The sequence below is a fragment of the Pseudomonas sp. FP1154 genome, assembly GCF_030687245.1.
Classification (GTDB): domain Bacteria; phylum Pseudomonadota; class Gammaproteobacteria; order Pseudomonadales; family Pseudomonadaceae; genus Aquipseudomonas; species Aquipseudomonas rhizophila.
This window is the reverse complement of the sequence record NZ_CP117465.1, coordinates 2,665,144-2,688,355: the sequence shown is the minus strand read 5'-3', so window position 1 is coordinate 2,688,355 and position 23,212 is coordinate 2,665,144. Positions and strand designations below refer to the sequence as shown.

Sequence of the window (23,212 nt, the reverse complement as noted above, 5' to 3'; positions counted from 1 at the left end):
GGGTCCCTAACCTTTGCTGTGCTCTGGCGACGACGGGCCTTCCTTCACACCGCGAGGGCCGGCAACGCCCCAGATGACCAGGCCCACCACAGGCAAGATGATCAACAACAGCGCCCATCCCGCCTTGGTCCCGACAGTCTTGTCACTGCGAAAGACACTGATGATCGCCCACAGATCCACAAGCAGCAAAAGCACCACAACGCCGATCCAGAAATAGCTGGCTAGTTCAGACATGGTCCAATCCTCTTAAGGTCTATGGTTTAGGCACACCCCCTGACGGTCCGTTCAAAGAATCTGGCTTCGCGTCCTCCACGCCCGGTATTTCGTCTAACTCCGCTCATTCAGATAGGCGACCCACCGTTCATAAGCGTCATGCTGGCGCTGGACGGCCTGCTCCCAAATCACCCCGCTCGTTTGATGTGCGTCGACGAGCGCCATCATTTCTGAGGTGGCCGCGTCCAGCTCCACGAGAAGCTCGTGGGATTTGATTTTGAAGTCTTCAACCGTGGTCATGTCTTCTCACTTCCCCTCTACCCGAGGTTGGCTATCCACCCAACATGGATACGTTTTTTCCAAGCTGATTCAGTCGAGGCGATGATCGGTCCAATGCCCAGTCCAGACACATAGCGAGTGCAGGGATGAAATGAAGTTCAGTCTTTCGCCGATTGCCGCGGTCGTATAGAGAGGCCCCGGTAAAAACTGTAGTGGACAGTCCGTATGACATCGGGCTCAAATATTGCAGTTATATTTCAATTTAATGACAGTCACGGATTGAGCAAGGCCATGAAAATTCGAGCGACCGTCATCTGCGAGGAAGATCGCCACATCTTGCTCGTGCGCAAGGCCAACAGCCGCTGGACATTGCCTGGTGGAACCGTTGAGCGCGGCGAAACCCATGCTGGGGCGGCACTACGCGAGTTGGCAGAAGAGACCGGGCTGGACGCGCACAACCTGCTTTATCTGATGCGCATCAGCGACGGTGAAACCGAACACCACGTGTTCGAAGCCGCGGTCACCGATTCAAAGACCGCCCGGCCACAGAATGAAATCAGCGACTGCCTCTGGCATCCGCTGGACGCTATCGCGCAACTGCAAATGAAAAAGGGCACCCGGGAGATTCTCGAGGCATTTCGGCGCAGGTTGTGAGCGCAGCTTGGATAAGATGGTTTCACGGAGCAGAAACGAACAAGGGTTTGCATTAGCTTTCGCTCGCAAACCCTTGATTTTAGATGGTGCCCGAAGCCGGAATCGAACCGGCACGCCCTTACGAGCGGGGGATTTTAAGTCCCATGCGTCTACCAGTTTCGCCATTCGGGCGGTAGCGCGGTCAACCTTATGGACATCAGCGTGGAGCAGATATGCCAGTCGAGGCTGGTGCAGCAAGAGGGGGGAATATATACATCCCTTCCCGGCGAAGCAAGGTTGCTGCTGTCCTTTTCAAGACAAAACCTGTCGCTGCTCCGAAAATAAAAAAGCTCCGTAAATCATGGATCTACGGAGCTGTTTTAAAGTGGAGGCCGAAGTCGGAATCGAACCGGCGTAGGTGGATTTGCAATCCACTGCATAACCATTTTGCTATTCGGCCTCAATACGTTTGATGCAAGAAAGCTACATCAACCGCGTACAAACCTGATCAGGAAACAAGACGCTTACGAAGCTCTATCTCCTTGAAAACATTGAGATTTTTTACGTCCCAGTGCGTTCGATGGGCGCAATTATGTACTCATTTGCCTAGGCTGACAACCCCTTGATTTCAAAAAAAATTCGTCCAAAGGCCAGCTTCCGCCCGACAACCACATAGGTGTGCGAAGGCTTCTGGGCCTGCGTCGCAACCCAGCGGAGCCAGCTCCCTCGTCACGGAGAACTTCAGGCCCCCTGGAGGCAGTCGCAGCCCTGCCCCATTTATGGGTAACATACCGGCCTTCCCCGCAGCCACCTGCGCCCTGCCAAGTAAGCCCATTTCATGCCTTTCGAACTCAGCGTTGACCTTACCACCCTCGCTATCCTGATCGTCGTCGCCTTCATTGCCGGGTTCATCGATGCCATTGCCGGTGGAGGTGGCCTGTTGACCACCCCGGCCCTGCTGACCGCCGGCTTGCCTCCCCATCTGGTCCTGGGCACCAACAAACTCAGCTCGACCTTTGGTTCGGCCACGGCCAGTTTCACGTTCTACAAGCGCAAGCTGTTCCATCCAAGGCAGTGGCCCCATGCCCTCGTCGGCACGCTGGTCGGTGCCTTGGCCGGCGCCATCGTCGCCCATTACCTGCCCGCCGAGTGGCTGAACAAGATGCTGCCGGTGATCGTCTTCGCCTGTGGCCTGTACCTGTTGTTCGGTGGCACGCCCAAGGCGCCGCTGGACAGCGATGCGCCGATCAAGAAGACCTGGCAAGCGCCCCAGGGTTTCAGCCTGGGCTTCTACGACGGCGTGGCCGGTCCTGGGACGGGTGCATTCTGGACTGTCAGCAGCCTGCTGCTCTATCCCATCGATCTGGTCAAGGCCAGTGGTGTGGCCCGCAGCATGAATTTCGTCAGCAACATCGCGGCGCTGTCGGTGTTCATTTTTTCGGGGCAAGTGGATTGGATCATCGGCCTGAGCATGGGGCTGTCGGTGATGGTAGGGGCATTCTTCGGCGCGCGCACCGCCATCAGCGGCGGCGCGAAATTCATCCGACCTGTATTTATCACCGTGGTACTGGGCTTGACCGTGCGTCTAGCCTGGCAGCACTGGTTCAGCGTGGCCTAAGCGCCGCGCCACATAGAGGTCGATCAGGTAGCGGGCGATGGAGCGCGAGGCTGGCAGCGGCGGCAGATTGTGCACGTTGAACCACTGGGCATCTTCGATTTCATCTTCCTGCCTGATGATGTCGCCACCGGCATATTCGGCATGGAAACCGAGCATCATCGAATGGGGAAACGGCCAGCATTGACTGCCGACATACTGAATGTTCTTCACCTCGATGCTGACTTCTTCGCGCACCTCACGAACCAGGCAATCCTCGGCGGACTCACCTGGCTCGGCGAACCCGGCCAGCGTGCTGTAGACCCCCGTGACGAAGCGAGGCGAACGGGCCAGCAGGACTTCATCGCCACGGGTGATCAGCACGATCATGCTTGGTGAGATTCGCGGGTAATGCCGCAAATCACAGGCATCGCAATACATCGCCCGTTCCCGGGCAATCTGGCCCATGCGTTTGCCACAGCTGCCACAGAAACGGCACTCCCGAGCCCAGGTGCCGATCTGCGCGGCATAGCCCAGGACCTTGTACAGCGTGTGGTCATCCTCGAGCATGAAGGCCCGCAGCCCCTTCCAACTGCAGCCGGGGATGTCCTGTGCGCTGTGCAGTTCCAGCAGATAGACCGGCTCGCCATCCAGGTGGCCAATGCCATGCTCGGCAAGGATCGACAGGTCCTGGCGCTTGAGCCAGTCGCGGGGAAACAGCGCGCCGTTGTCATCGAACAGAAAGCCTTCCGGGCTGCGGGCCACGGCCCAGCCCCCCGGGAGATCGGTATCGAGTACTGCGGTGGTCCAGCGTGAAATCATGATCAATCAATCCTGAAATTCAGGTTTCTGTTTGCTCATATGGGCGGCCATGGCCACGCGCAGGTCGGTCGATTGCAGCATGGCGGCGTTCCAGGTGGCGACGTATTCCAGCCCGTCGTCGATGCGGTGGTCGCGCATGTAGCTGATCATTTCCTTGGTACCGGTCACGGCGATCGGCGACTTGGCGGCGATTTCCCGAGCGATGCCCATGACACCGTCAAGCAGGCTGGCGGTATCACTGTAGACACGATTGACCAGGCCGATGCTGCGCGCTTCGTCGGCACCAAAGGTGCGCCCCGTATAAGCGAGTTCACGCAGCATGCCGTCCCCGATGATCCGGGGCAAGCGTTGCAATGTGCCAACATCGGCCGCCATGCCGATATCGATTTCCTTGATGGAGAACTGTGCATCTTCGGCGGCATAACGCATGTCGCAGGCTGAAATCAGGTCGATGGCGCCGCCCAGGCAATAACCCTGGATAGCGGCAAGCACCGGTTTGCGACAGTTGTCCACGGCGTTGAACGAGGCTTGCAGTTGCAGGATCTTGCGGCGCAACAGGCGTGCGTTGCGGCCCACGTCCTTGCCCAGCTCATTGGCGACGGCGGCCAGCATCATCAGGTCGATGCCCGAGGAGAAGTGTTTGCCGGCCCCGCTCAATACCACCACGCGCGCTTCGTCGGTGTCGTCGATCCATTGGAAGATTTCGACGATCTCGCTCCAGAACGCGGCGTTCATTGCATTGATCTTGTCCGGTCGATTGATCTGCACATGGGCGATATTGTCTGCAAGTTCGACGGTGAACGCTTGGTATTGCGACATGGCAGTGATCCTTTACCGGCTGAAAAAGAGGCCTGAACTATAACAAGTCAACGCACCGGGTCGTAGACAGTGCATCGGCCAAAAGCGGGACCTGGCGACCGGTCAGGTAAAGATGTCTCTGTGGCGAGGGGATTTATCCCCGTTGGGGCGCGAAGCGGCCCCTGCATCCCGACAGAGGTATCTGGGGTCTGCTGCGCAGCCCAGCGGGGATAAATCCCTCGCCACAGGGATCACCTTCAATCACGGATTATTCACTCACCTGCATCTGCCCATCCCACCCACCACCCAACGCGGCGATCAGTTGCACACTCGCGATCAACCGGCTCTGCTGCAAGGTCAGCACACTGCGTTCATTACTCAGCGCGGTGGCCTGGACCGTGACGACATCCAGGTAGGCGATCAGCCCTGCCCTGTACTGGTTTTGGGTCAGGCGCAAGGATTCGCGGGCGGCATCCAGGGCCTCCTGGCGCACGCGGGCTTCGTCTTCCAGGACTTTGAGCTGGATCATGTAATTTTCCACTTCGCGAAAACCGTCGAGCACCGTCTGGCGATAGGTGGCGACCGTCTGGTCGTAGGCCGCAACGGTGCGGTCGACTTCCGCCGAACGCTGGCCGCCATCGAACAGCGTCATCGCCAGCTGCGGTCCCACCGACCAGAAGCGATTCGGCACACTCACCCAGTTGTCGTAGGTACTGCTGCTGTAACCGCCGCTCAAGCTCAGGGTCAGGTCCGGGTAATAGGCGGCCTTGGCCACGCCGATGTTGGCGTTGGCGGCCATCACCGAACGCTCCGCCGAGGCAATGTCCGGCCGGCGCTCAAGCAACTGCGAGGGCAGCGCCACGGGGATTTGCGGAAGGGTCGGGATGTCCTGGGTTTCTGCCAGGCTGAATTCGGCCGGCGGCAGGCCGATCAGCACGGCGATGGCGTTTTCAAATTGAGCGCGTTGCCAGATCAGGTCGATCAACTCGGCCTGGGTAGTCTTGAGCTGAGTCTGCGCCTGGGCCACCGCGTCCCTGCCGGATACGCCCGCGCGGTATTGGTTTTCGGTCATCTTCAGCGAACGCTGATAGTTGTCCACGGTGGTCTGCAACAAGCGCTTCTGCTCGTCGATCACCCGCAATTGCAGGTAGTTTTGCACCAGTTCCGCTTGCTGGCTCAGGCGCATGGCGGCCAGATCGGCGAAGCTGGCTTCGGCGCTGGCTTCATTGGCTTGCAGAGTGCGACGCAACTTGCCCCAGACGTCCGCCTCCCAACTGACACCGGCCTGGGCGCTGTAGGTGTCGCGGATGCCACTGGCCGAACTGCTCAGGCTCGAATTACTGCTGCCGGTGCCCTGGCTGGAGCGGTTCTTGCCGACGGTCAGGTCAACGGAGGGGAAGAACGCGCCCCGGGCACTGCGAACCAAGGCCTGGGCCTGACGGTACTGGGCTTCGGCCTGGGCCACGGTCTGGTTGGAGGTGTTGAGTTTCTCCACCAGGCCATTGAGCCGGGCATCGCCGTACAACTCCCACCAGGCACCCCGAGCCAAGGCGTCGCTAGGATTGGCCTGGCGCCAACCCTCAGCCTCCTTGTACTGCACGGGCGCCGCGGCCACCGGGCGCTGGTAATCCGGGCCGATGGCGCAGGCGCTGAGCATCGCCACGCACAGCGTCAGGCTCAGCAGCCGCGAGCCACGGGCGGTCGCCAGCGGTGCGACAAGATTGAAAAGCGAACGGTCGGTCATAGCGGAGTTTCCAGGGCAGCATCAGTGCGCACGCCGCGCCAGCGGTTGAAGCGATGGCGCAGTTTGTCGAGATAAAGGTAAACCACAGGCGTGGTATAGAGGGTCAGGATCTGGCTGAACACCAGTCCGCCGATGATGGTCAGGCCCAGCGGCTGGCGCATCTCCGAGCCTTCGGCACCGCCAAGCAATAGCGGCAAGGCACCGAGGATCGCCGCCAGCGTAGTCATCAGAATCGGCCGCAAGCGCAGCAGGCAGGCGTTGCGGATCGAGTCCTGCGGCGACTGCCCGCCGCGCTCCAGTTGCAACGCCAGGTCGATCATCAGGATCGCGTTTTTCTTCACCACGCCAATCAGCAGGAACAACCCCAACAACGAGATCAGGCTGAACTCGCCGCCCAACAAATAAATCGACAGCAGTGCGCCGACACCGGCCGACGGTAAGGTGGACAGGATGGTCAGCGGGTGAATGTAGCTCTCGTACAACACACCCAGCACCAGGTACACCGCCAGCAATGCACCCAGGATCATGAACGGCTGGCTTTTCTGGGTTGCCGCGAACGCATCGGCGGTGCCGGCCATTTTTGCGATGATGTCTTCGGGCATCCCGAGCCTGGCAATTGCCCGCTCGATGGCGGCCGTGCCCTGCTCCACCGTCACCCCCTCGGCCAAATCGAACGATATGTCCTCGGAGGCGAACTGACCCTCATGGCTGACCCGATCATCCTCCAGGCTGCTCTCATAATGCGCGATGGTCGACAGGGGCACCCGCGCGCCGTCAGCGGTAATGACCTGGACCTGATCGAGGGTGCTCGGGTCCTGGGCGTACTTGGGGTTGACCTCCATCACCACCTGATACTGGTTGAGGCTGTCATAGATGGTGGATATCTGCCGCTGGCTGTAGGCGTTGTTCAACACCGAGGTGACCATATCCATGTCGATGCCCAGGCGCTTGGCCTGGTCACGGTCCACCACCAGCGTGATCTGCTGGGCGCCGCCGCCGTCGCGAGCGTCGATAGCGGTCAGCTCCGGCAAGGCCCTGAAGGCCGCCGCGACTTTGGGGTACCACTGACGTAGCGACGCCAGGTCACCGCTCTGCAGGATGTAGGAATACTGCGAGGTGGTCTGCTCACGTCCACCACCAAACTGCAGATCCTGGTCGGCCATCAGCATCAAGCGGCCACCCGGCACCAGGGGCATCTCCTTGCGCAAGCGCTCGATGACTTTCTGCGCGGAGATACCACGCTCGTTGATGGGTTTGAGGCGTACCAGCATGAAGGCATTGTTGGTGCCGTTGTTGCCGCCGATGAACCCCGCCACGCTTTCTACGGCTTCATCCTTCAGCACGGCGCGACGAAAGATTTCCATCTTCGGCTGCATGACGTTGAACGATAGGCCGTCGTCGCCGCGCACGAAACCGATCAACTGGCCGGTGTCCTGCTGAGGCATGAAGGTTTTCGGCACCACCACGTAGAGCGCGATGTTCACCCCTATGGTCACCAGCAGGCTCAGCAAGGTCAGGCGCCGATGGCGCAGCACCCAGTCCAGGCTGCGCGCGTAACCACGCACCATCCGCTCGTTGAGGCGCCGGCTCCAGCGCTGCAAGCGATTCTCCTGCCCCGGCACGTGGGGCTTGAGCCAGCGAGCGCAGAGCATCGGCGTGAGGGTCAGCGACACCACCAGCGAGACCACGATGGCCGCCGCCAGGGTGATGGAGAACTCGCGAAACAGGCTCTCGATAATCCCGCCCATGAACAGGATCGAGAGAAACACCGCCACCAGTGAGACGTTCATCGACAGCAGCGTAAAGCCCACCTCTTCGGCGCCCAGGTAGGCCGCCTTCATCGGCGGGACGCCTTCGTCGATGTGCCGGGAAATGTTCTCCAGCACCACGATGGCGTCGTCCACCACCAGGCCGGTGGCGAGGATCAACGCCATCAACGACAGGTTGTTCAGGGAGAAGCCGTAGAGGTACATCACCGCAAACGTACAGGGACACCGGTACCGCCAGGGTCGGGATCAGTGAGGCGCGAAAGTTGCCCAGGAACAGGAACACCACCAACACCACCAGGGCCACGGCAATCAGCAGGGTCATTTCCGCCTCGTGCAGCGTGGCCTTGATCACCGGTGAGCGGTCCATGGCCAGGTTCAGCTTGACGCTGGCCGGCAGCACGGCCTGCAACGCCGGCAGCTGGTTCTTGATCTCATTGACCGTCTCGATGATGTTGGCGCCAGCCTGACGGTTGATCACCAGCAGCACGGCTGCGTCATCGTTGAAGAAACCGCTGTTGTAGCGGTCTTCGACGCCGTCGGTGACTTTTGCTACGTCCTTGAGCCGCAGCACCGAGCCGTCCTGGTAACGGATGATCAGCGTTTCGTAGTCCTTGGCCTTCTCCAACTGATCGTTGGCCTGGATTTGCCACATGCGCTGTGCGTCCTCGACCGAACCCTTGGGCCGGCGAACGTTGCTGTCGGCAATGGCGCTGCGCACATCATCCAGGGCTACGCCGTACTGGTTGAGCAGTTGCGGCTCCAGTTCGATGCGCACCGCCGGCAAGGAACTGCCACCAATCTGTACCTCGCCCACGCCCGACACTTGGGACAGGCTCTGGGAAAGGATGGTTGAAGCCAAATCGTAGAGCTGGCCCTTCTCCAGCACATCCGAGGTCAGCGACAGCACCATGATCGGCGCCTGGGACGGGTTGACCTTCTTGTACGTGGGCATGCTGCGCATGCCGCTGGGCAACAGGTTGCGCGAGGCATTGATGGCCGCCTGCACTTCCCGCGCCGCGCCGTTGATGTCGCGGTCCAGGTCAAATTGCAGGATCACCCGGGTAGAGCCCTGGCTGGACCGGCTGCTCATGGTGTTGACCCCGGCGATGGCGCCAAAGGAACGCTCAAGCGGCGTTGCCACCGTCGACGCCATCACCTCGGGGCTGGCCCCCGGCAAGTTGGCCTGGACCACGATCACCGGAAAATCCATCTGCGGCAACGGTGCAACCGGCAGCAAGCCAAAGCTCACGCCACCGAGCAGCATGATTGCAAAGCTCAGCAGCATGGTCGCTACGGGGCGACGGATGAAAGGGCCGGAGAGGTTCATGGGTGACCGCTCCAGGCTTCAGACGATATGCCGTGAGGGATGGTCGGGCTCTTGTGGCGAGGGGATATATCCCCGCCCTGTGGGAGCAAAGCTTGCCCGCGATGAGGGCGATGCGGTCCTGCAGAATCGAGACGCCTGTTTCGCGAGCAAGCTTTGCTCCCACATAGCGGGAGCAAGCTCCCTCGCCACACAAAGCCCTCAAGCTCCGGGATGCCGGGTGCTGCCGTCATACCCGCACCTCTTCCCCATCAGGCTTGGCAAAGCGGCGCCCCAGGCGGTCGAAATACAGGTAAATCACCGGCGTGGTGAACAACGTCAGCACCTGGCTCACCAACAACCCACCCACCATCACCAGCCCCAAAGGCTGGCGCAGTTCGGCGCCGGAGCCAGTGGCGAGCATCAGTGGCACCGCACCGAACAGGGCCGCCAGTGTGGTCATCAGGATCGGCCTGAAACGCAGCAACGCGGCCTGGTAGATGGCCGTCTGCGGGTCCATGCCTTGGTTGCGCTCGGCGTCGAGGGCGAAGTCGATCATCATGATCGCGTTTTTCTTGACGATGCCGATCAGCAGGATGATGCCGATGATCGCGATCATGCCCAGGTCATTGCCGCTGATGATCAGCGCCAGCAAGGCGCCGATGGCCGCCGAGGGCAATGTGGAGAGAATCGTGATCGGGTGGATGTAGCTCTCGTACAGAACGCCGAGCACGATGTACATGGTCACCACCGCCGCCAGGATCAGCAGCAAGGTACTCGACAGCGAGGCCTGGAACGCCTGGGCCGCGCCCTGGAATTGGGTCTGCACCCCGACCGGCATGCCAATGTCCTGCTGGACCTTCTCGATCACGTCCACCGCGTGCCCGAGGGCTACATCGGGCGCCAGGTTGAACGACATCATCACCGCCGGGAACTGGCCGATGTGAGCAATGGCCAACTGGGCCTGACGCTCCTCGACGCGGGCCAGACTCGACAGCCGCACCTGGCCGCCATCGGTGGTCTTGACGTGAATCTGATCCAGCGCCTGCGGCCCGATGCGCTCCCCGGCCTGGGCCTGCAACACCACCCGATACTGGCTGGCCTGGGTGTAGATGGTGGAAATCTGCCGCTGGCCGAAAGCGTCATACAGTGCATCAGTGATGTCCGCCACCGACACGCCCAGGCGAGACGCGGCGTCGCGGTCGATCACCAGGTAGACCTGCAGACCTTTGTCCTGCAAGTCGCTGGCGACGTCGGTCAACTCCGGCTGCCGGGCCAAGGCTTCGACAAGGCGATCGCTCCAGAGGCTAAGCAACTCGGCATCCGGCGAAGACAGGCTGAACTGGTACTGGGTGCGGCTGACCCGGTCTTCGATGGTCAGGTCCTGCACCGGTTGCATGAACAGGCGGATGCCCACCAGCCGGTCCAGTTGCGGCTGCAAGCGGGCGATGATTTCGGTGGCGCTGTCATCCCGTTCGCTGTGGGGCTTGAGATTGATCAGCAAGCGACCACTGTTGAGCGTGGCGTTGTCACCGTCCACGCCGATGTAGGAAGACAGGCTCTGCACCGCTGGATCGGCCAGGATCACCTTGGCCAGCTGCTGTTGGCGCTCGCTCATGGCGGCGAAGGAAATCGACTGTGGCGCCTGGGAAATACCCTGGATCACCCCGGTGTCCTGCACCGGGAAAAACCCCTTGGGCACGGCCAGGTACAACACCACCGTCAACACCAGGCTGCCCACGGCAACCAGCAGGGTCAGCGGCTGATGCTTGAGCACCCACTGCAACTTGCGACCGTAGGCGGCGATCATCCAGTCGATCCAGGCGCCGCTGGCGCGGTAGAAACGCCCCTGCTCCTGCTCTTTGGGTTCGCGCTTGAGCAACCGGGCACACATCATCGGCGTCAGGGTCAGCGACACCACAAGAGAGATCAGGATCGCCACCGCCAGGGTGATGGCGAACTCGCGGAACAAGCGCCCAACCACGTCGGCCATGAACAGCAACGGGATCAGCACCGCGATCAGCGACAGCGTCAGCGAAATCAAAGTGAAGCCAATCTGCTTCGCGCCCTTGAGCGCGGCCTGCATGGGGCTTTCGCCCTCCTCGATGTAGCGGGCAATGTTTTCCAGCATGACGATGGCATCGTCCACCACAAAACCGGTGGCAATGGTCAGGGCCATCAGCGTCAGGTTGTTGATGGAAAAACCGGCCAGGTACATCACGCCGAACGTGCCGATCAGCGACAACGGTACAGCCACCGACGGAATGATCGTGGCGCTGACCCGACGCAGGAACAGGAACGTCACCATGACCACCAGGGCGATGGCGATCAGCAGTTCATGCTGTACGTCGGTGACCGAAGCGCGAATGGTCTGGGTGCGGTCAGTCAGCACCGTAACGTCCAGGCCGGCCGGCAGGTTGTCGGTAATGCTCGGCAGCAAGGCCTTGATCCGGTCTACCACCTCGATGACGTTGGCCCCCGGCTGGCGCTGGATGTTCAACAACACGGCCTGATTTTCGTTGGCCCAGGCGGCAAGGCGTTCATTCTCGGCGCCATCGACGATCTGCGCGACATCCTTGAGGCGCAACGGAGCGCCGTTGGCATAGGCGAGGATCAGCTCGGCGTAGTCCTTGGGTGAGGTCAACTGATCGTTGGCATCGAGCATCGAGACCCGGGTCGGTCCGTCGAAGTTGCCCTTGGGCTGGTTGACGTTGGAGGCGCCGACCAGGGTGCGCACGTCCGCCAGGTTCAGACCTGCGGCTGCCAGGGCCTCGGGATTGACCTTGATCCGCACAGCCTGGCGCTGACCGCCGGCGATCGAAACCATGCCGACCCCGCTGATCTGGGCGATTTTCTGCGCCATGCGGGTGTCCACCAGGTCATTGAGCTTGGGCAGCAGCATGGTCTTGGAGGTGATCGCCAGGGTCAGCACCGGGGTGTCGGCCGGGTTGACCTTGTTGTACACCGGCGGGGCCGGCAGATCGTTGGGCAGCAGGTTGGTGGCCGCGTTGATCGCCGCCTGCACCTGTTGCTCGGCGACATCCATGTTGATGTCGAGGCTGAAACGCAGGGTAATCACCGACGCGCCGCCGGAGCTGGTGGACGCCATTTGCGTCAGGCCCGGCATCTGCCCGAACTGCCGTTCCAGAGGGGCGGTCACGGCGCTGGTCATCACGTCGGGACTGGCGCCCGGGTACAGGGTCATCACGCGGATGGTCGGGTAATCGACCTGGGGCAATGCCGACACCGGCAGCAACCGATAGGCGATCAGACCGGCCAGCACGATGGCCAGCATGCTCAGGGTGGTGGCGACCGGGCGAAGGATGAACAGACGCGAGAGGTTCATGCGCCGCCCTTTTTCGCCTTGTCGGCCACGGCCGGTTCAGCCGGGGCCGCCGCCGTTTTGCCCTGCAGGTGTTCGGTCGGCGTGGTGGGCACGTCCTGGCTGTCGTTGACCACATCCACCTCACTGCCTTCCTTCAGGCGATCGGTGCCTTCAAGCACCACCCGATCCCCCGCAGCCAAGCCTTCGGTGACTACGGTGTGTTCGCCGTCGCTGGCGCCGATCTTCAGCTTTCTGATGGTGACTTTTTTATCGCCATCCAGGGCGTAGACGAAGGTGCCGTTGGTGCCGAACTGAATCGCAGCGGTCGGCGCCAGGACTACATTTTTGAGGGTGTCGGCCAACAGATGCACATTGACGAACTGGTTGGGGAACAGCGACTGGTCGCGGTTATCGTAGCGAGCCTTGAACTTCAGGGTGCCGGTGGTGATGTCGATCTGGTTGTCCAGGCTTTGCAGTACACCGCTGGCCTGCAGCTTCAGGTCACTACGGTCCCAGGCTTCCACTGGCAGCTTCGCCCCGCTGCGATAGCGGGCAAGCACGGTATCCAGGTTGGTTTCCGGCAGCGTAAACACGACGCTGATGGGTTGCGTCTGAGTGATGACCGCCAGCGCGGTAGTGTCGTTGGCGGCCACCAGATTGCCAACGTCCAGTTGCCGCAAACCGACCCGGCCGGAGATCGGCGCCCGGATCCTGGTGAACTCCAGATTGAGCTTGGCGTCGTTGACTGCCGCCTGGTTGGTCTTGACCGTGCCCTGGTACTGGCCCACCAAGGCGGCGGCGGTATCGAGGGTCTGTTTGGCGATGCTGTCCTCGGCATACAGGCCACGATAACGCTCGAGGTCTACCTGGGCATTTTTCAGTTGGGCCTGATTCTGCAGCAGCGTGCCTTCGGCCTGGAGCAAGGCGTTCTGGTATGGACGCGGGTCGATTTCAGCCAGCAGGTCTCCAGCCTTGACCATTTGCCCTTCTTCAAAGGCGATCTTGACCAGCTCGCCACCCACCCGGCTGCGCACGTTGATGGTATTGAGGGCCGTGACGGTGCCCAACGCCTTGTAGTAAAGCGGAAAATCACCGGTGACTGCCGGCGCTACCCGAACCGGTACCGGCCCTGTCGCCCCCCCAAACCCTGGCCGCATCCCGCCCGACCGCCCCGCCTGTTCAGCAGGCGCTTTTTGCCCTGCTCCGGGCTTTTGGTCCGTCCCGGCGGGCCAGAACTTCCAGGCCAGCGCCGCGACGATCAATACGACGACCAGGCCAAACAGCCAGCGACGGGATTTGTGGGAAACAGAGGATTGCATGGAATGATCAACCATTGGGCGCGTGGGCTTCTTTTACGGGAGGCTGAACGATAAGCACTGGCGGGTATTTAGCAAAGCGCCTTTACCGGCAATTTACCTTGGGCTTACCTATCGCGTAGTTGGCTAAGGTCTTGAAGCACAAATGAAAACGGCCTGGACAAGGCCAGGCCGTTAACAATTGTAATAAATACTTTATTTCAGTACAGCTAGAGCAGCGTCGTAGTTGGGCTCTTCAGCGATTTCCTTGACCAGCTCGCTGTGCAGCACGTTGTCGTTTTCGTCGAGCACCACCACGGCACGGGCGGTCAAGCCTTTGAGCGGGCCATCAGCAATCGCCACGCCATAGTTCTCGATGAACTCACTGCCGCGCAGGGTGGACAGGTTCTGGACATTTTCCAGGCCTTCGGCACCGCAGAAACGCGCCTGGGCGAACGGCAGGTCAGCCGAGATGCACAGCACCACGGTGTTGCTCAGTTCGTTGGCCTGGGCGTTGAACTTGCGCACGGAGGTGGCGCAGGTCGGGGTATCGACGCTTGGGAAAATGTTCAGCACTTTGCGCTTGCCGGCGAAATCCTTCAGGGAAACGTCGGACAGATTGCCGGCTACCAGGGAAAAGGCTGGCGCCTTGGAACCGGCTTGTGGCAACTGGCCGTTGACTTGAACCGGGTTGCCTTTGAGGGTGACTTGAGCCATGAACGGATTCCTTCTGACAGGTTTGAAAATGGTGAGGCCGGAGTTAACCATGAAATGGTTCTGCGACCTATGGTTGGACATAAAAAGTCATGGCTTGGCGGTGTAGGAGCTATCGAGTGCAACGAGGCTGCGACCTTTGCTAATGAATCGCAGGCTTCGCCAGCGCCTACAGCGACGCCTGTGGGCTATTTAGCCTTGAGCTTCAGAAACGACTGATGCAAGTCCGCCGCCCAACCATCGATCACACCTTTGACATCATCGGGCTTCATCACCTGGGCTTCGTTGGACAACGGCTTACCCGTGCCCTTGCGCACCACCTGGGCGACCACTGCATTGTTGCCACCGTCGAGGAATACCGCTTCAGTGCCCAAGGTGGTTTCCTGGTCGCGAATACCGCTGGCGGTACTGACCGCGGCCGCCACTAGCGCGATCGGAATCACTTCATAAGGTTTCAGGCCCTCGGTCTTGCTGCTGACGGCGGTGATGGCCGCGCGCATCACCAGTACTCCCGGCCCAGGGCCGGTCGCCAGGGGCAGGGATTTGCCCGCTTCCCGCTTGAGCGCCTGATCGTAGTAACCGGTAATGCCGGACAAGGTGGCCTGGGGGATCTTCACGGTCGGCTGCGGCTTGGGGTAAAGCTGTGTCGGCTCGACGTAAAGGCTGGTGTATTTGCTCAGGTCTGCCGTGGGATCAACCCAGCGCATCACTTCGGCCCCCGACGGCGACTTCTCCTCCTTGAGCCGGCTGTAATCACCCAGAAAGCCGGAGTACTCATCCGGTTGGGTGATCTTGCTGGAGCAACCCGCCAGGGCAAGCGAGGCCATGCACACGGTGCCAATCATTGACGCAAACTTCATGCTGTCACTCCTGTAAGCCACACGAAACGGGGCCGGGAATTACAGGTATAGCCAATGGGCGCGGTTTTGCCTGCTCCGACAGGAACAAGTCACTGGGCAAGCCCTTTGCTCGCCACCGCCTTCAGCCGCGCTCGCGGGGTATCAGGCTCTGCAATTGCTGCGCGAGGAAGTCCGCGTCGAAGGTAAAAGTATCCGGATCCTTCAACCCGTTGGTTCGACGCCATTGCCACTGCAACGAAGGCGGCAGGCAAACCAGCGAGATGCTGCCGTAACGCGTTGCAGTCAGCCCCATGATCGCCAGGGAAATCTGCCCGCCGGCCCCCATTACATCGGGTATGAATTCCACCGGCTTGCCAGTGATGGACAGTGTCAGCTTTTCTGTCTTGAAGCCGGAGGTTTCTGCCGGAACACTCGGCCCGTGGGCCACATACGCCTCACGGGTCAGCGTCAGAAGGCCGGGGGCCAGGACCGGCGCCAGCCATTGCTCGATCTGCCCGTACAACGCCTCGATCTGTGCGGCCCACACCGCCGCTTGCGCCTCGTGCTGTTGCTTCTTGTGCGCTTCGCTGTCTGCGTAGTGACGAAGCATCTCACCCAATTGCTTTACATCGTCCATGCGCTGTTCCTCGATTCAAGGGGTGCTGCCAAGCTGGATGATGACAGGTTCAAGACGCAGGCGTACGCAAAACCCGCCTGGCCCGTCACGCGCGGCATACATAGTCGTGCGTCAGCACCTTTGCCGCAGATAAGGAATACCTCCGGGAAATCCGATGAGTGGAGAGGTTTTTCTCTGGTTTTTTCGCCTCACCTGTCAGGAATGACAGTAGTCAAAGCCGCGGGCGGGAGGTTTGATGAAGCGAACCGCCAAGACGATAACTCCGACGACGCTTGGCAAGAGGAGGACGCGCCATGACCAGCCTGAGCCCGGACAATGAAATCGAAGTCATCAACCGTGTCATCATCATCGGGATGGTGACGGTTGAACACCCAGCAAACCCGCACGGCGGTATCCCGCTTCGTTTGCTCGCCAATGGATTGCTGCCATTGCTGGTGGAACCCTGGACCCAACAGGCCGAATATGACGACGCCCGCATCTTGCTGAGCAATTCCGACATCCCCGTGCTGAACAAGACCATTATGCCGGGTGAAGTGAATCAGCCATTCACGCTGAACCTGCCGGAAGCCCTGTTGAGCAACGGCATCAACCAGATACGCCTGAGCGTACTGCGTGTAGGTCAGACGATTCCCGAAACATCACAGTCATTGGACGTGCTCTTCCACCGGCCACGGCCGGGGGGCGAAGTCTCGACCCCAGGCGACAATCCCAACCTGACCCTCACCCTGCCCTCCGAGGTCATCACCAAGGGGGTGGATGCGGCAATGGCCAGCCAAGGGGTGATCCTTACCATCCGCTATCCCTACATGAGGGAAAAAGACGTCATCACAGTGGACCGTGACAGCCAGGAAATGACGCGCACCGTAAGCGCTACCGAGGCCGCTGCCGGCAGCGTGGACATCATTCTGCGGACCGCCGACTTCTGGCAAGACAATCCCCGGTTCGCTTTGCGGTTCAGAGTAACTGACCTGCTGGGCAACTCCAGCGGCCCGCAGGCGATATGGTCAAGGGCCACCTACATCGATGTGCACATTCGCCAACCGGCACTCGACCTCACCAAACCCAGGGTCCTGGAGGCCAGGGAACTCAATGGCGAGCGCCTGAATTTCGAAAGAGATTTCTATGACGCCCAATTCGCCAACGTCGAAGTGAACTACATCGGTTCGGCTCCGGGGCAGGACGTAAAAGTGTATTGGGTTGGGCGTAACTCCACCTGGGGCAGTGAGATCCAGACGGTATCGGTTGCTGGTCAAACGTTGAGATTCCAGGTACCCAGAAACGAAGTGGTGGATTGCATCGGCACCGGTGCGGAGGTCTATTACACCGTCAGAGCGCCTGGCACCACTACGGATATTCCATCGAGAGACCTGGACATTACGGTCACGCCACAAAAATACACGCTACGGGAACCGACGCTGGACGGCAGCAAAACCAATCTCCGGGCCTATCATCCAGCCCTGCTCACCGCGCATACCGCACGAATGGCGCTGTTTGGCGTGACGGCCCGCTACGGTGAGGAAATTCGGATAACAGCCGGTACCAGCCAAACCGACCTGTCCGTGCCCCCTGCCTGGATAGCGGAAAACCGCGGGAAGCCCATCATGGTCAACTGGACACTCCGGGAAACCGGCACCGGCACGCCGATCATCTTTTCATGGTTTCTGAGATTGATCGCCTGACTCGGTTTTTCAGCTAACCAACGGTTTTGACGCTGCTTTTCCATTGCAGGAGGACGTACCGTGCGTAAATTAATGGGGTTGCTGTTAATCACGTTGATGGTCGGGTGCGCACAAGTCACGACAGCACCGCCTGCCCCCATCACAATCAACGGAGTCCAGGTACTCGATGGGCCTGAGACCGCCAGTTTCCTGACCACGCTTTACCATCGCAAATTTCCCAACTGCAACAATTCCGACTCGCAACCCTCGTTCCTCTGCTCGGGTGTCACCCTCAGGGTGACGGTAAAAGACCCCGAAGAACAATACAAAGTCTGGGACCCCAGCCCAACCTCAATAACCAGTGGCGGAGTGTCTTTCTCTTATCTACGGGCAGACGCCAATTTCGGGCGGCTGGCGTGGGGCCACGGCAACGGCCTTATCCTCTACCCCATCTTCGGCGCACCGCCTGACAAGATTGACCTGGACTATCTGTGCTCATACCCGATGGATGCCTGGACCTGGCACCGTACCAGCCCTTGTGGCCACCACGTGGACTATCCCGCGTTAAGCCAACTCTGCCATCTGGCCGGCGTGACCACTGCGCAACAATGGCTGGGCATATGGACTATGCCGGGGGGTAATGAACACCTGCGCCAATGCGGATTCGATGTCAACGATGACCGCAATCAACTGGCCGGACCGGCGTTCTACGCCTCGGTGCTGGGCAAGGTTCTGATAGGGGCGAGAGGATTCGCTGAGCATAACGAGATCATCATCAAGACCTGGACACCAGGACGGCCAAACACTTTCCCCATCATGGCGTTCTTCTTTGTTGCAGGAGGCACCAACGAGGGGTTGCCCGACGCTCGCTACAACCAACGCGACTTTTATAACTCCACCAATCCGAAAATTGTCGTGCCGATCATTCGTCTGACACCTGCCAACAGTGCCACCGAAAGCGCCACGTTCACCTACGTCGCGTCCGATCAGGCGGTGACTCAGTGATTCGTTCGTGCTGGGACCTACTCAGCGCAACCGCGCCATCGCCAGGGTGTCCACCCATCGCCCGTCACGCACGGCGTAGTCGCGCAGCAGGCCTTCGGTTTCGAAGCAACATCTGAGGGGCGACCCCGGGTCGTTGTAGAGCGCGGTGACCCCACCGATATGAGCTTCATTGAAGCGAGTGAGGCTGATCGAAGGCTCGGACATGCGGCTCCTCCCTGGAGACCTGAAAAGGCCGTTCACTATAAGCCAGCGAACATTCAGGTATCCAGGGCCAAGCCTGTGGGAGCAAAGCTTGCTCGCGATTGCGGTGATCCGATTGCATCGATACTGACTGTGCCGCCGTCTTCGCGAGCAAGCTTTGCTCCCACATGGGGTTGGGCTTGAGTGCTCTCTTCGCTACTGATGCTGCACCTGAACCATTGAGTTCACCTGCACCCGCGCGTGCATCTGCTCTGCCCCGCCACCGCGGCGCATGCCGCGTACCGGACAGGCGTCGAGGTAGTCCAGGCCGACCGCCAGTTTCAAATGCCGATCCGGACAGGTCAGGCGATTGGTCACGTCGAAGCTGTACCAGCCGTCCTCCAGCCAGGCTTCAGCCCAGGCGTGGCTCGCCAGATGACTTTCATCTTCGGTGCACAGGTAACCGGAGACATAGCGCGCCGGAACCCCCAGGCTACGCGCGCAGGCCAGAAATGCGTGGGTATGATCCTGACAAACCCCCACGCCCCCGGCGAAGGCTTCGGCGGCGGTACTGCTGACCTCGGTCGTGCCCGGGCTGTAGGGCATGCGTGCAGCCAGGCCGTTCATCAAATCGGTCAGTGCCGAGCGATCACGTCGGGCTGCGCATTGCTCCACAGCAAAGGCCGCGAGAGCATCATCGGCCTGGGTGAGGCGGCTGGGGCGCAGAAATGGCAGCGGTGACTGGCTGTCCGGCTCCATCTGCACCGCCTGATGGATTTCCACCTCGCCATAAGCCGTGAGCACCAGAGCGCCATGGGGCTCGTCCATGGTCATCACATGCAGGATATTGCCGTAGGGATCGAGCTGGCTGCGCACCAGACGTGGCAATTCCAGATGCCATTGCAGGATGCGTTGACGCTGAGTGTCCTTGGGGGTCAAGCGCAGGAACTGGATGCTGGTGCACACTTCATCGGCATAGCTATAGGTCGTGTCGTGGCGTATGGAAAGTTTCATACCACCTCCAGATAAGACTCGTGAACGGTCTGGCCCAGGTGGCGAATCTGGCCAATGAGGTCAGTCAGCCATTGATGCAGGCCCGATGCCAGGATCTCGTCGATGCCGGAGTAACGCAGCCGCGCGTTCAGTTCAGCGGCCAGGCGTTGGGCCGGGCGGCCATTGTTGCCCGGCAGGCTGGAGAGGATCTGGTCCAGCTCCTCAATACAGGCATGCAACGAGCGCGGAACGTCGGCGCGCAGCAGCAACATTTCCGAGACCTGCTCGGCGTTGGGCGCATTGCGGTAGATCTCGTTGAACGCTTCAAACGAAGACAACGCCCGCAGCAAGGCGCTCCACTGGTAATAACCGCGTGCCGAGTTGTCGCTGACCTCTTCCGACTCCTCACCAAACATTTCGTAGCGGGCGTCCAGCAGACGCAGGGTGTTGTCCGCCCGCTCGATAAAGGTTCCCAGACGAATGAATCTATAGGCATCGTTGCGCATGATGGTGCCCGACGTCGCGCCACGGAACAGGTGCGAGCGCTCCTTGACCCATTCACAGAAGTGGCTGATGCCGTAGCGGCCCAGACCATTGCTGGCAATGTTGCGCATCTCCAGCCAGGTGGCGTTGATGTTCTCCCACATATCGGCGGTGATGCGTCCACGCACCGCATGGGCATTGGTCCGCGCCGCCCGCAGACAGCTGTAGATGCTTCCTGGGTTGGTTTCGTCCAGTGCGAAAAAATGCAACATGCGTTCGGTGTTCAGCGCGTCATAACGGGCGTTGTAATCGTCCAGCGTGCCGGCCGCCAGCAACGACATCGCCAGCTCGGCATGCCCGTCGCTGCGCCCGGCCTGGGGCATGAGCGACAGCGAGTAACTGACTTCGAGCATGCGCGCCAGGTTCTCGGCGCGCTCCAGGTAGCGGGACATCCAGTAGAGGTCCGAAGCGGTTCTTGAAAGCATGTCTTAGTCCTCCACTACCCAAGTGTCTTTGGTGCCGCCACCCTGGGACGAATTGACCACCAGCGAGCCGTCGCGAAGTGCCACGCGGGTCAGCCCGCCGGGCACCAGGCGAGTTTCCTTGCCCGACAACACGAACGGACGCAGATCGATGTGGCGCGGAGCGATACCGCTCTCGACGAAGGTCGGGCAGGTGGAAAGGCTCAACGTCGGTTGGGCGATGTAGGCTTCGGGGCGGGCCTTGAGGCGTGCGCGGAAGTCTTCGATCTGCGCCGCTGTAGCTGCCGGCCCTACCAGCATGCCGTAACCGCCGGAACCCTGGGTTTCCTTGACCACCAGGTCAGGCAGGTTGGCCAGCACGTGGGACAGATCCTGGGGCTTGCGGCACTGCCAGGTCGGCACGTTCTTCAGAATCGGCTCTTCGGTGAGGTAAAAGCGGATCATCTCGTCGACGTAAGGGTAGATCGATTTGTCATCGGCCACGCCCGTGCCCACCGCATTCGCCAGCACCACGTTGCCTGACCGGTAAACGGCGATCAGTCCGGGGACGCCCAACATGGAGTCGGGGTTGAACGACAGCGGATCGAGGTAATCATCGTCAAGGCGGCGATAGATCACATCCACCTGCTGGGGGCCTGCGGTGGTGCGCATGTAGACATGGTCGTCGCGCACGAACAGATCGGCGCCCTCCACCAGCTCCACCCCCATTTCACGGGCCAGGAACGCATGTTCGAAATAGGCACTGTTGAAACGACCGGGGGTCAGCACCACGGCGGTCGGGTTGTCCAGGGGACTTGAACTCTTGAGGGTGTCGAGCAACAGATTCGGGTAGTGATCAATGGGCGCCACGCGCTGGGCGGCGAAGAGCTCGGGGAACAGGCGCATCATCATCTTGCGGTCTTCGAGCATGTAGCTCACGCCGCTGGGCGTACGCAGGTTGTCCTCCAGCACGTAATAACTGCCATCACCGTCGCGAACCAGGTCGACACCGGCGATGTGGGCATAAATGCCTCGGTGCAAGTCCAGGCCTTGCATCGCGATTTGATAACCCTCATTGGCGAGCACCTGCTCGGCCGGAATGATTTTTTCCTTGAGGATCCGCTGCTCATGGTAGATGTCGGCCAGAAACATGTTCAGGGCCTGGACCCGCTGAATGCAGCCACGCTCGACCATCCTCCATTCGCTGGCCTTGATGCTGCGAGGAATGATGTCGAACGGAATCAATCGTTCGGTACCCTGCTCGTCACCGTAAAGGGTGAAGGTGATACCGGCTCGATGAAACAGCAGATCGGCTTCGCGACGCCGCTGTTCCAGCAGCTCCAGCGGCGTGTCCGCCAGCCAGCGTGAGAAGGCTTGATAGTGCGGGCGGCAGTCACCCTTTGCATCATACATTTCATTAAAAAAAGCTTGGGGCATAGCCAACTCCCAGCCGCGTTCTACACGGCATTTTTTATCACTTCGTCATTCCAGTGGTCCGGCCTTGCTTTGTTTTAATGAGCCCTGTTTTTCTGAGTACCTCGATTGCACCGGTCTCTGATCTGGCCTTTGCGTCTGGATGACGTGCGCCCCCTGATTAAATCTGCGCCGTGAATGCTCCTCTGATAACCCCGCGCTGTAGTGGCCTACTCTCTTGAACTCTAGCAAAGGCTGTGCCTAAGCCCGGTGCACCAGGACATTGCTGGAGAAACCGTCGTAGATGTACGCCCCCCGCGATATTTAGTTTCATTTTTGCGACATACGCTCCTTTATACGCTGAAACGTTTATTTCAGCTTTTCCCTACATGCGCCCGAACGAGTCGAATCGGTGCAATAAGTCAGGTAACAGATCGGTAATGCCCCGAAAGAGGGAAATTTATACTCACCGCCCTTCAGAGCGCTCAAAAGCGACTCTCACTTTAAGCAAAAGATTTATCCCGCAATCAGGAAATGGTGCTGCGTCACACCCACGTGCATACCGCCGACGATCCCGAAGGCTGGAAAATCGGCGCCCAGGCAATCTCCAAGTTCTACCGCACCTTCGATGCCTGGTTCGGCAACAAGCAAGTTCCGGTCAACGGCTTTCTGGCACCAAGCCCGGAAGAAAAATTCGCCGAGCGTCCGGAGTTCCAGCTGGAGAACATTCGCAAGAACACCGTGATCGGCACCCCGCAGCAGATCATCGATCGGATCAAGTATTACCAGGAATTGGGCGTGGATGAGTTCAGCTTCTGGTGTGACAACAGCCTGTCCCATGCCGAGAAGAAGAAGTCCCTGGAGCTGTTTATCCAGCAGGTGGTGCCGGCCTTCAATTGATATCCAACCCTGGAACCCACGGGGTCAGTTCCACCGTCATCGCGAGCAGGCTCGCTCCCACAGGGGGGCTATGGCGTTCACATAATGAGTGAACACCCGCGGCCAATGTGGGAGCGAGCCTGCTCGCGATGGCGGCCTGACTGAGACAACGATG

At 60.2% G+C, this 23,212-nt stretch carries 17 protein-coding genes, 2 tRNA genes and 3 pseudogenes; 5 read left to right on the top strand and 17 right to left on the bottom strand.

Translation table 11 applies throughout. The features are described from left to right. Positions 1 to 6: 6 nt before the first annotated feature. Together PSH91_RS12220 and PSH91_RS12215 are read right to left on the bottom strand one after the other, a co-directional pair. Positions 7 to 234 carry a PLD nuclease N-terminal domain-containing protein gene (locus PSH91_RS12220; protein ID WP_092397840.1) on the bottom strand — a complete coding sequence of 76 codons (228 nt, stop codon included), beginning with the start codon at positions 232 to 234 and terminating at the stop codon, positions 7 to 9. Positions 235 to 327: 93 nt separating this feature from the next. Continuing rightward, positions 328 to 513, bottom strand: a complete 186-nt coding sequence (locus tag PSH91_RS12215; RefSeq protein ID WP_305468326.1) for a hypothetical protein — start codon at positions 511 to 513, stop codon at positions 328 to 330. A gap of 270 nt (positions 514 to 783) precedes the next feature. Between PSH91_RS12215 and PSH91_RS12210 the strand changes: the two genes are divergently transcribed. Beyond that, complete coding sequence (locus PSH91_RS12210) at positions 784 to 1,146, top strand: NUDIX hydrolase (RefSeq protein WP_047226597.1); 363 nt, start codon at positions 784 to 786, stop codon at positions 1,144 to 1,146. Between the two features lie 84 nt (positions 1,147 to 1,230). Here the strand turns inward: PSH91_RS12210 and PSH91_RS12205 are convergent. Both PSH91_RS12205 and PSH91_RS12200 read right to left on the bottom strand, forming a co-directional pair. Then, positions 1,231 to 1,317: transfer RNA gene (locus tag PSH91_RS12205), tRNA-Leu, on the bottom strand. A 194-nt stretch (positions 1,318 to 1,511) separates the two neighbouring features. After that, positions 1,512 to 1,585: transfer RNA gene (locus PSH91_RS12200), tRNA-Cys, on the bottom strand. A 378-nt stretch (positions 1,586 to 1,963) separates the two neighbouring features. Here PSH91_RS12200 and PSH91_RS12195 point away from each other — a divergent pair. Beyond that, positions 1,964 to 2,743, top strand: coding sequence for a TSUP family transporter (locus PSH91_RS12195; protein WP_305468324.1), 780 nt, complete (start codon positions 1,964 to 1,966; stop codon positions 2,741 to 2,743). On the opposite strand, the gene nudC is transcribed toward PSH91_RS12195, so the two are convergent. The 9 genes and pseudogenes from nudC to PSH91_RS12150 all read right to left on the bottom strand — a co-directional run bounded on the left by nudC (position 2,711) and on the right by PSH91_RS12150 (position 15,965). Continuing rightward, positions 2,711 to 3,541: an NAD(+) diphosphatase gene (gene nudC / locus PSH91_RS12190; protein ID WP_160892594.1), complete on the bottom strand. Its 831-nt coding sequence runs from the start codon at positions 3,539 to 3,541 to the stop codon at positions 2,711 to 2,713. The genes PSH91_RS12195 and nudC overlap by 33 nt on opposite strands. A gap of 6 nt (positions 3,542 to 3,547) precedes the next feature. Beyond that, a complete protein-coding gene (locus tag PSH91_RS12185; RefSeq protein ID WP_047226600.1) occupies positions 3,548 to 4,360 on the bottom strand; it encodes a crotonase/enoyl-CoA hydratase family protein in 813 nt (270 codons plus the stop codon). A gap of 247 nt (positions 4,361 to 4,607) precedes the next feature. Next, the gene (locus PSH91_RS12180; protein WP_305468321.1) at positions 4,608 to 6,083 is read right to left on the bottom strand and encodes an efflux transporter outer membrane subunit; all 1,476 of its coding nucleotides are present in this window, start codon (positions 6,081 to 6,083) and stop codon (positions 4,608 to 4,610) included. Next, positions 6,080 to 9,179: pseudogene (locus tag PSH91_RS12175) on the bottom strand (efflux RND transporter permease subunit). The gene PSH91_RS12180 and the pseudogene PSH91_RS12175 overlap by 4 nt, the downstream one beginning before the upstream one ends. Before the next feature lie 226 nt (positions 9,180 to 9,405). Next, positions 9,406 to 12,501 carry an MdtB/MuxB family multidrug efflux RND transporter permease subunit gene (locus tag PSH91_RS12170; protein ID WP_139050387.1) on the bottom strand — a complete coding sequence of 1,032 codons (3,096 nt, stop codon included), beginning with the start codon at positions 12,499 to 12,501 and terminating at the stop codon, positions 9,406 to 9,408. Then, positions 12,498 to 13,814: an MdtA/MuxA family multidrug efflux RND transporter periplasmic adaptor subunit gene (locus PSH91_RS12165; RefSeq protein ID WP_047226604.1), complete on the bottom strand. Its 1,317-nt coding sequence runs from the start codon at positions 13,812 to 13,814 to the stop codon at positions 12,498 to 12,500. The genes PSH91_RS12170 and PSH91_RS12165 overlap by 4 nt, the downstream gene beginning before the upstream one ends. 177 nt (positions 13,815 to 13,991) lie before the next feature. Further along, the gene (tpx, locus tag PSH91_RS12160; protein ID WP_047226605.1) at positions 13,992 to 14,492 is read right to left on the bottom strand and encodes a thiol peroxidase; all 501 of its coding nucleotides are present in this window, start codon (positions 14,490 to 14,492) and stop codon (positions 13,992 to 13,994) included. 185 nt (positions 14,493 to 14,677) lie between these two features. After that, the gene (locus tag PSH91_RS12155; protein ID WP_047226606.1) at positions 14,678 to 15,349 is read right to left on the bottom strand and encodes a DUF3313 domain-containing protein; all 672 of its coding nucleotides are present in this window, start codon (positions 15,347 to 15,349) and stop codon (positions 14,678 to 14,680) included. Positions 15,350 to 15,470: 121 nt separating this feature from the next. After that, entirely contained in the window at positions 15,471 to 15,965 is a 495-nt protein-coding gene (locus PSH91_RS12150) for a hypothetical protein (protein ID WP_047226607.1), read from the bottom strand. A 293-nt stretch (positions 15,966 to 16,258) separates the two neighbouring features. On the opposite strand from PSH91_RS12150, the gene PSH91_RS12145 reads away from it, so the two are divergent. Both PSH91_RS12145 and PSH91_RS12140 read left to right on the top strand, forming a co-directional pair. Next, positions 16,259 to 17,644: a hypothetical protein gene (locus PSH91_RS12145; protein ID WP_047226608.1), complete on the top strand. Its 1,386-nt coding sequence runs from the start codon at positions 16,259 to 16,261 to the stop codon at positions 17,642 to 17,644. 60 nt (positions 17,645 to 17,704) lie between these two features. Further along, the gene (locus tag PSH91_RS12140; RefSeq protein ID WP_052915293.1) at positions 17,705 to 18,628 is read left to right on the top strand and encodes a hypothetical protein; all 924 of its coding nucleotides are present in this window, start codon (positions 17,705 to 17,707) and stop codon (positions 18,626 to 18,628) included. Between the two features lie 21 nt (positions 18,629 to 18,649). On the opposite strand, the pseudogene PSH91_RS12135 reads toward PSH91_RS12140, so the two are convergent. The 4 genes and pseudogenes from PSH91_RS12135 to PSH91_RS12120 form a co-directional block, all read right to left on the bottom strand. Beyond that, positions 18,650 to 18,733 (bottom strand): annotated as a pseudogene (locus PSH91_RS12135) (GNAT family N-acetyltransferase); the annotation flags it as partial. 291 nt (positions 18,734 to 19,024) lie between these two features. After that, positions 19,025 to 19,822, bottom strand: coding sequence for a transglutaminase family protein (locus PSH91_RS12130; protein ID WP_047226610.1), 798 nt, complete (start codon positions 19,820 to 19,822; stop codon positions 19,025 to 19,027). Beyond that, positions 19,819 to 20,769, bottom strand: coding sequence for an alpha-E domain-containing protein (locus tag PSH91_RS12125; protein ID WP_047226611.1), 951 nt, complete (start codon positions 20,767 to 20,769; stop codon positions 19,819 to 19,821). Before PSH91_RS12125 ends, PSH91_RS12130 begins: the two co-directional genes overlap by 4 nt. A gap of 3 nt (positions 20,770 to 20,772) precedes the next feature. Then, positions 20,773 to 22,182, bottom strand: a complete 1,410-nt coding sequence (locus tag PSH91_RS12120; RefSeq protein ID WP_139050395.1) for a circularly permuted type 2 ATP-grasp protein — start codon at positions 22,180 to 22,182, stop codon at positions 20,773 to 20,775. A 489-nt stretch (positions 22,183 to 22,671) separates the two neighbouring features. Between PSH91_RS12120 and PSH91_RS12115 the strand changes: the two are divergent. Beyond that, a pseudogene (locus PSH91_RS12115) lies at positions 22,672 to 23,058 on the top strand (LLM class flavin-dependent oxidoreductase); the annotation flags it as partial. Between the last annotated feature and the right edge of the window lie 154 nt (positions 23,059 to 23,212).